Annotated in this window: 6 protein-coding genes; 3 read left to right on the top strand and 3 right to left on the bottom strand. The window is 72.1% G+C overall.

Going from position 1 to position 8,468, the window contains the following annotated elements:
* On the bottom strand, positions 1–1,142 hold a 1,142-nt coding region (locus SNA_RS03800), incomplete at its 3' end, for a sigma-70 family RNA polymerase sigma factor (protein ID WP_044363221.1).
* A 243-nt stretch (positions 1,143–1,385) separates the two neighbouring features.
* Positions 1,386–2,258, bottom strand: a complete 873-nt coding sequence (locus SNA_RS03795) for a TetR/AcrR family transcriptional regulator (protein ID WP_078969660.1) — start codon at positions 2,256–2,258, stop codon at positions 1,386–1,388.
* Positions 2,259–2,656: 398 nt separating this feature from the next.
* Here SNA_RS03795 and SNA_RS03790 point away from each other — a divergent pair, with 398 nt between their 5' ends.
* Together SNA_RS03790 and SNA_RS03785 are read left to right on the top strand one after the other, a co-directional pair.
* The gene (locus SNA_RS03790) at positions 2,657–4,021 is read left to right on the top strand and encodes an NAD(P)/FAD-dependent oxidoreductase (RefSeq protein WP_078969659.1); all 1,365 of its coding nucleotides are present in this window, start codon (positions 2,657–2,659) and stop codon (positions 4,019–4,021) included.
* 324 nt (positions 4,022–4,345) lie between these two features.
* Positions 4,346–6,118, top strand: a complete 1,773-nt coding sequence (locus SNA_RS03785; RefSeq protein WP_030072236.1) for a SpoIIE family protein phosphatase — start codon at positions 4,346–4,348, stop codon at positions 6,116–6,118.
* 120 nt (positions 6,119–6,238) lie between these two features.
* Here the strand turns inward: SNA_RS03785 and SNA_RS03780 are convergent, their stop codons facing one another.
* On the bottom strand, positions 6,239–7,525 hold the full coding sequence (locus SNA_RS03780; protein ID WP_030072238.1) for an MFS transporter: 1,287 nt from the start codon (positions 7,523–7,525) through the stop codon (positions 6,239–6,241).
* A gap of 199 nt (positions 7,526–7,724) precedes the next feature.
* Between SNA_RS03780 and SNA_RS03775 the strand changes: the two genes are divergently transcribed.
* Positions 7,725–8,285, top strand: coding sequence for a MarR family winged helix-turn-helix transcriptional regulator (locus SNA_RS03775; protein WP_030072240.1), 561 nt, complete (start codon positions 7,725–7,727; stop codon positions 8,283–8,285).
* Positions 8,286–8,468 lie beyond the last annotated feature (183 nt).

The raw sequence follows: 8,468 nt of genomic DNA, 5'->3' as shown, positions 1-8,468 counted from the left end.
CCCGCGACACCCGCCCCCGCGACACCCGCCCCCGCGACACCCACCGCCGCGGCCGCGCCCTTGAGCGCGTACCCCGCGGCGAACCACCCGACGACCGCGACCGGCAGCAGCGCCCCGATCCGCTCATTGACGTCCGCGACCTCCAGCGCCGCCGAACGGCACCGCGCGCAGTCGTCCAGATGCTTGCGCAGCCCCCGCTCGGCCCGCATCCGCAGCCCGCCCCGCGCAAAGGCCCCCAGCCGGTCCGCGTACCGGGCGCAGTCGCCGCCGGCCGTCAGCGACTGGCTGACATGCGCCTGGAGATACGCCTGCCGGAGGCCCTCGCGGGCCCGGTGTGCCAGAACGGCGGTGGCGTTCGCGGTCAGCCCGAGCAGCGGGGCGACTTCGCTCGGCGACTCGTCCTCGACCGTGGTGTGCCACAGCACCGTCTGATAGCGCTCGGGCAGACTCCGGAACGCCTGCACCGCCATCGACTGCTCGGCCTCGTGCAGGGCGCGGACCTCCGCGCCCTGCTCCAAGCCGCTGCCCAACGACCCCGTGCCGTCCATCGACGACCCGGCCGCGGACACCGCGAACACCGCGAAGTCCTCGACCAGCTGCTCCCGCTTCCGGGTCTTCGCCCAGGCCGCGGCGACCCGGCGCACGGTCGTCAGCAGATAGGCGCGCACCGCGGAATCGGGGCCCGCCCCGCCGCGCACCGCCTGGAGCGTGCGCGCGAAAACCTCGCCGGTCAGATCCTCCGCGGTGTGGGTGTCCCGGCAGCAGCTGCGCGCATAGCGTCGTACCGCCTGGGCGTGCCGGCGGTACATCTCCTCGTAGGCGGCGTCATCGCCCGCTCGCATGGCGGCGATCAACTGCGCATCGGACGGCGGAAGTTCGGCGCCCTCGCCGGCGCCCCCATCGGCCGCCGGACCGATCCCGGGGCCGCCGCCCCGCCCCTCGGAGCGGTCGCGCTGCGCCGGCACCCCGTGCCTGACGTCCTCGGCACGGTCCCGGGAATGGTCGTGCCGCTCCCCGCCACGGCCCGCCGGGGGAGTCGCCCCCAAGGGCCCGCCCTGCCCGGGAACCTGCGGGGCCGATGCGCCCGGCTCCCCGGCCCCGGCCTCGCGGCCGAGCCGCTCGTCCCGCCCGTCAACACCCATCGCCGAGGCCCCCGAACACGCCGTCACACCGGAACACCGCGCAAGCGTGCCACACCGGGCGCCCGGGCCTCAGGGGCCGGTCGGGCAACCACTCATCCGAGGATCGTTCTTGTACGTCCGCACCAGCGTTCACCCGTGTGGGGCATCCGCCACCGGACCGTACGCACACCACCCCACCGGCCGCCGGACCCGCCCGCAGGCCCCGCCGTACGGGGCCGCCCGGACGGATCCGGCCGCCGGAACTCACCCGACGGGGCGCGACCGCAGCCCCTCCAGCAGGATCTCCAGCAGCCGCGCCGAGGCGGCCTGCTGCTGCGAGGGGTCGGGCAGCGACGGCGCACCCGTGGCGATCACCAGCAGCACATCGGCCACCGTCACATCCGTCCGCAGCTCACCGGCCGCCTTGGCGCGCTCCACCAGCCGTCCGACGACCTCCAGCAGCGCCTGTGCCCCGGCCGTCTCCTCGCCGGCGTCCGGCCCGCCTTCCGGGGCCTGCGCCGCCGCCGGCTCGCCGCGTTCGCCCTCCGGCGCACCGCGCTGCGCGACCACCCGTACCTCGGCCGCACCGTCCGCCTCCGACGCCACCCGCTGGAGCGGCACCCGGGCCTCGGCCGGCTCCTCGGACTGCGCGCTCACCCGCAGAATGCCCGGCGGCAGCAGCCGCCCGGCCCCTGAGGCCACCGACGTCCGCAGAAAGCGCGACAGCGCCGACCATGCGTCGTCCTCCTGACCGAGCGCGGTGCGCGCCTGGTCCGTCAGCCGCGAGGTCTCCTCCTCGGCTATTCGCCTGACCAGCACGTCCTTGCTCGGGAAGCGGCGGTAGACGGTGCCGACGCCCACCCGGGCCCGGCGTGCCACGTCCTCCATCGGCGCGCCGTAGCCCAGCTCACCGAACACCTCACGCGCGGCCCGCAGGACGTGCTCCAGATTCCGCTGGGCATCCACCCGTAGCGGCGTGCTGCGGCCGCCGGCCGTCAGACCCGCACCGGCCTTGGCGCCCACTGCCCCGTTACTGCCGCCGGCCTTGCCGTTCCCGTGTCCCTGGCCGGCCGCGCCGCTCTGCGACATCTCCGCCATGGCAACGGCCGTCGGCCAATGAGAGCTCTGCATATGCATAGTGATTCCCCCGGTAATGACGTCTCCCCCCGGAGACTCCCCGCCCTGACTGTGGGGACATCCCGACAGAGGGTGCACCCCAACGAGGTATGAACATAGTTGAGCCCGGGTCAAGAATGAAGGGGGTGTTCCGCACACTGCGCCCCCCGATCGGCCCAACGGACCGGATCCGCCCCGATTGCGCACCCCGCGCCGCCCCGCGACCCGCGCCCTGACCTGCACACCTCGCCCCGCACCCCGCGAGGGGACCGCCTGCCGCGCCGACCGGCCCCGCTTCTCCATTTCGTTCGGCCTGTGGACAAAGCCGCTCTCGGGGTGCGTCATGGAACAGTGGTGTCGGGCTCGACCTCGCGAGGAGAACCTCTGTGACGGCAGTGTCTTCCAGGACTTCCAACGAAGTGGCGCGCATCCTCGTGGTCGGCGGCGGCTACGTCGGGATGTACACCGCCCGCCGGCTCCAGCAGAAGCTCAAGCATGAGCTGCGGCAGGGCACCGTCGAGATCGTCGTGGTCGACCCCGAGCCGTATATGACCTACCAGCCGTTCCTGCCCGAGGCCGCGGCCGGCTCGATCTCCCCGCGCCATGTCGTCGTACCGCTGCGCCGGGTGCTGCCCCACTGCCACGTCGTCATCGGCGAGGTCACCGCCATCGACCACGACGAACGCAAGGCTGTCATCACCACCCTGGCCGCCGAGGAGACCGGAGAGGGCGCCATCCAGGTGGCGTACGACGAACTGGTCCTCGCCCCCGGCTCCGTCTCCCGCACCCTCCCGGTCCCCGGCCTTGCCGACGTCGGCATCGGCTTCAAAACCGTCGAGGAGGCCATCGGCCTGCGCAACCACGTCCTCGAACAGCTCGACATCGCCTCCTCCACCCGCGACCCGGACGTCCGCGACGCCGCCCTGACCTTCGTCTTCGTCGGCGGCGGCTACGCCGGTGTGGAGGCGCTGGCCGAGCTGGAGGACATGGCCCGCTATGCCGTGCGCTACTACCACAACATCCAGCCCGAGGACATGAAGTGGATCCTGGTGGAGGCGACCGACCGGATCCTGCCCGAGGTCGGTGAGGAGATGGGCCGCTACGCCGTACGCGAGCTGCGCGCCCGCAATATCGACGTACGCCTGGAGACCCGCCTGGACTCCTGCGAGAAGCGCATCGCCGTCCTCAGCGACGGCGCCCGCTTCCCGACCCGCACCCTGGTATGGACCGCAGGCGTCAAACCGCACCCCATCCTGGCCGCGACCAAACTCCCGCTGAACGGCCGCGGCCGCCTCAAGTGCACCGCCGCGCTCCAGGTGGACGGCGTCGAACACGCCTGGTCCGCCGGGGACGCGGCCGCCGTGCCCGATCTGACGGCCGAGCCGCCCGCCACCCCCGACGAGCCCCGCGCCACCTGCGCCCCCAACGCCCAGCACGCCCTCCGGCAGGCCAAGGCGCTCGCCGAGAACATCGTGGCGACCCTGCGGGGCGGGGACATCACCGACTACGCGCACAAATACGCCGGTTCGGTCGCCTCGCTCGGCCTGCACAAGGGCGTCGCGCACGTCTACGGGCGCAAGCTCAAGGGCTACCCGGCGTGGTTCATGCACCGCGCCTACCACCTGAGCCGGGTGCCCACCTTCAACCGCAAGGCACGGGTGCTCGCCGAATGGACCCTCGCCGGCATGTTCAAACGTGAAATCGTCTCGCTCGGCTCCCTGGAGAATCCACGCGCCGAGTTCGAACTCGCGGCGGGCACCGGCCGGCACAACGAAGCCAGCTGATGACATCGCCACGACCTGGTGAATGACGCCACATCAGCCTCCGGGCGCCCGCGCGGAGCGGAGTGCGGAACTCCACGCCGAGCCCCCGACGTCTGACGGATGTCAGTCCGGTCGGCCACACTGGACGTGTGACCATGGGTGGGCTCGTATCTGCGAAGAGTGACAATCGCGAGGATTCCGGACGTTTGCTGCATTCCGCCAGAGGGCGCCGAGCGTGCCCCCAGCCGACCCTCCACCGGCCCCGGGCCGGGCGGAGCCCAGGGGAGTCCCCCCATGCCGATGGCCCGATCCCGCGCGACGACGCGAAGTAAGAGGTACCCCTCCGTGATCTTCACGCGCTGGAGCGCCAAGCTCCCCGGCACCCAACGGCGTACGGCCCAACGCGCCGACCGCGCCGCGCCGCCCGCCGGCCCCGCCGCGCCGACGCCGTCCGCCGCCCCGGAGCCGGACGCCCCGCCGGCCGCCTCCGGTACAGGATCCGTCCCCGCCGCCCGCGCCGAACCGGCCACCGCCGACGCCCCGGCCCCGGCGGCCGCGCCCCCCACCGTCGACGCGCTCTCCGTCCACGACATCCTCGGCACCATCCCCGCCCTGGTGGCCGTCGTCTACGGCCCCGAACACCGCATCGCCTACGTCAACGGCGCCTACGCCGGCGTCTTCGGCCCCCGCCCCGCCGGCCACACCGCCCGCGAAGCCCTCCCCGAACTCGCCGAACTGGGCCTGCTCCCGCTCATGGACCAGGTGCTGCGCAGCGGCAAGCCCCGTACGGTCAAATCCCGCCGGGTCCCCGGCGGCGCCGGCGCCGACCACACCCGCGACGGCTACTACACCTTCACCTGCACCCCCATCGAGGTCGCCGCCAGCGGCCCGGCCCCCGACCCGGAGGTCGCCTGCATCGCCCCGCACAAGGGCGTACTGGTCTTCGGCGCCGACGTCACCGACCAGGTCGAGTCCGCCGAGCGCCTGCGCGCCAGCGAGGCCCGCCAGCGCGAGGCCGCGGTCACCCTCCAGCGCTCCCTCCTGCCCCAGGAGCTCGAACAGCCCGACGACCTCCGGGTGGCCGCCACCTACCAGCCCGGCGGCACGGACGCGGCCGTCGGCGGCGACTGGTACGACGTCATTACCCTCGGCGCCGGCCGCACCGCCCTCGTCATCGGCGACGTCATGGGCCGCGGAGTGCGCGCCGCCGCCGTCATGGGCCAACTGCGCACCGCCGTCCGCGCCTACGCCCGCCTCGACCTGCCGCCCCACGAAGTCCTCCAGCTGCTGGACGGCCTCGCCGCCGAGATCGACGCCAGCCAGATCGCCACCTGCGTCTACGCCGTCCACGACCCCAACGAGGGCCGCCTGGTCTACTCCTCCGCCGGCCATCTGCCCATCCTCGTCCGCGACGCCGACGGCACGGTCCACCGCGCCGCCGAACCGACCGGCCCGCCCCTGGGCACCGGCGGCTGGCTGCACACCTCCGGCTCCGTCCCCCTCGGCCCCGGATGCAGCGCCGTCCTCTACACCGACGGCCTCGTCGAGCGCCGCGACAAGGACATCGACGACGGCGTGGAGGCCCTGGAAGCCGCCTTCGCGGGCGCCAGCGGAGCCCCCGACATCGTCTGCGACCGCCTGCTGCGCTCCCTCGGCATCACCGCCGCGCACGACGACGACGTCGCCATCCTCGTCCTCCAGCACCCCGAACGGACCGGGCACGACGCCGAGCTCTTCCACAACGCCGCCCTCGAACTCCACGGCGGCACGGAAGCGGCCCCGCGCGCCCGCGCCTTCGCCTCCGGCGTCCTGGCCTCCTGGCGCTTCTCCCCCGAGCTGCACGACCTCGGCGTCCTGGCCGCCAGCGAACTGGTCGCCAACTCCCTCCAGCACGGCACGCCCCCCATGCGGCTGCGCCTGCGCCGCACCGACCGCCGTCTGATCGTCGAAGTCACCGACGGCGACGACCATCTCCCGCGCCGCCGCCGCGCCGAACCGGCCGACGAAGCCGGCCGCGGGATCTCCATCATCGCCACCATCGCCTCCTCCTGGGGCTCGCGCCGCACCCCGGGCGGCGGCAAGGCGGTGTGGTGCGAATTCGCCCTGCCACGCGTCTAGAGGACCAAAGGAACTAGAGGGACCAGAGGAACCAGAAGTACTGGAGGAACCAGCGGGAAAGGCCGCGCACGGGCCCGGACAGGGAGGCCGCGCCACCCCTGTCCGGGCCCGTATGGCGGTTCACGCCGCCGCGACCACCGGCTCCGACCGCGGCGCCGGAACGGCCGCCACCGCCCGGTGCGGATTGTCCTGTTCCGGCCGCAGCATCCGCCCCAGCCGCAACGACAGCCCCGTGATCCCCAGGGCACACGCCACCAGCATTGCGATGTACGCCACGGCCATCCCGTGCCCCACCATCAGCGCACCCACTGCCGGCCCCACGGCCAACGCCAACTGCTTGACCAGCGCAAACGCCGAGTTGTACTGACCGATCAGCGAGGCCGGCGCCAGATCGGCCACCAGCGGGGCGACCGTCGGCGACAGCATCGACTCACCTATACCGAACAGCGCATACGTCGAGATCAGCAGCGCCGTCGCCACCACCGGCGCACCGTGCACCAGCCCGGACAGACCGGCGGCTATCCACGCCACGGTCCAGATCCCCCCGACCACGGCCATCACCCGACTACGCCGCCGCCGCTCCACCAGCTTCAGCACGACGAACTGCGCCACCACGATCGCCGCCGTATTGGCCGACAGCGCGATACCGAGCGTGGCCGGCGGTATTCGGGTCACCTCGGTGGCATACGCCGCCAGCCCCGACTCGAACTGCCCGTAGCAGGCGAAGAACAGCACAAACCCCAGCACGCACAGCCACACCATTCGCCGGTCGCCGAACAGTGCCCGCCACGCACCCTTGGGCCGCTCCTCGGTCGGCACCGCATCCTCGACCTTCGGCGCCCGCGGCAGCCGCACGGTCGCGATGGCGACTCCCAGAACCAGGAACATCGCGGCCTCGATGCCGAACAGCCGCACGAAGCTCGCCGCATGGGCCTCATCGACCAGCAGACCGCCGACCAGACCGCCGACGCCGAGCCCCAGGTTGTTCAGAAAGAACTGCGTCGCGAACGCCCGCGACCGGGTCACCGTCGTCGAGCACCACACGATCATCGTCGCCAGGGCCGGCTGGATCACCGCGATCCCCGCACCGAGCGCCACCGCCGAGGCGATGACCAGCGGCACCGTGGCGGACAGCCCCAGCCCCAGCGACCCGACGGCCGCCGAGACCGTTCCCGCGACGGCCACCGGCAGCGGACCCCGCCGGTCGATCACCCGACCGGTCAACGGCAACACGGCCAGCGCGGCCACGGCCAGCATGGCCAGCACCACACCGGCCGTACTCGCACCCAGATCCCGCACCTTCGCCACATAGACGTACAGGTACGGAACCGTGAAGCCATTCCCGAACGCGCTCAGCGCGTTCCCCAGCTGGATCCGGCGCAACGCGGCGCCCATCGCGGTGGTCACACTCACCTTCCTAGGTCAGGTCAAAACGAACAGAACAAGCCGAACCAGACGAACCAGAGGCAGGAGTCGACAGGGGCAGGACAGCACCCACCCAAGGCCGAACAGTCACACCCTGAAGACTTCGAAACTAAAGTTCGAAGTTAAAGAGTACACACCGAAGGACTTCGACGCCAATGACTTTCGTGTCATACTGCGCCGCATGCCTGAGCCCTCAGATGCGGCGCACGACGCGGCCGAGCCGAGCCTCGAGGAACAGATCGCGGCCTACCAGCGCGAGTTCCAGGACCTCGACCCCCAGGTCGAGCAGGTCGTCTCCGCACTTCAGCGCCTCAACCGGCGGATGAACGTCGCCTACGGACGTCAGACGGCAACCCTCGGCCTGAGCAACGCCGAATGGGAGGTCCTCAAGGCCCTTGTGGTCTCCGGAGCCCCCTATCGGCTGGGCCCCGGGGAACTCGCCAAACGCCTCGGCCTCACGCCGGCCGCAATGACCCACCGCATCGACCGCATGGCGAGCGAAGGTCTGGTCACGCGCGAGCGCGACGAAGCCAACCGGGTCCGCGTCATCGTCGAACTCACCCACGAAGGCCGCGAGAAGTGGCTGGAAGCCATGCGCCTGGCCACGGTCTTCGAAGAGGACCTCCTACAGGACCTGTCGAGCGACGACCGTCACCGCTTGGGCGATGTGCTGACCCGCCTGCTGCGTCGGGTCGAGGACGCCCAACCGGACGCCGAGGGCCGCCTCAAGGACCTCGACTGAGTCCCTGGCCCCTCAGGTTGACACGCCCCTGCCCCATCCGTAGTGTTCTCCGAGTTGCCACACGGCCGTAACGGTTCTGTGGCAGCCATCCCGCCGCTTCGCGGCACACCATTACTGCACGGCCCCTCATCGGGATGAATTTCGGCATGCCGAGATTCGGACCGGGACTCGATTATGAGTCAC

The sequence above is a fragment of the Streptomyces natalensis ATCC 27448 genome, assembly GCF_000935125.1.
Lineage (GTDB): Bacteria > Actinomycetota > Actinomycetes > Streptomycetales > Streptomycetaceae > Streptomyces > Streptomyces natalensis.
Note: the sequence above shows the minus strand (reverse complement) of the source record. Positions and strands in the feature narration are given on the sequence as shown.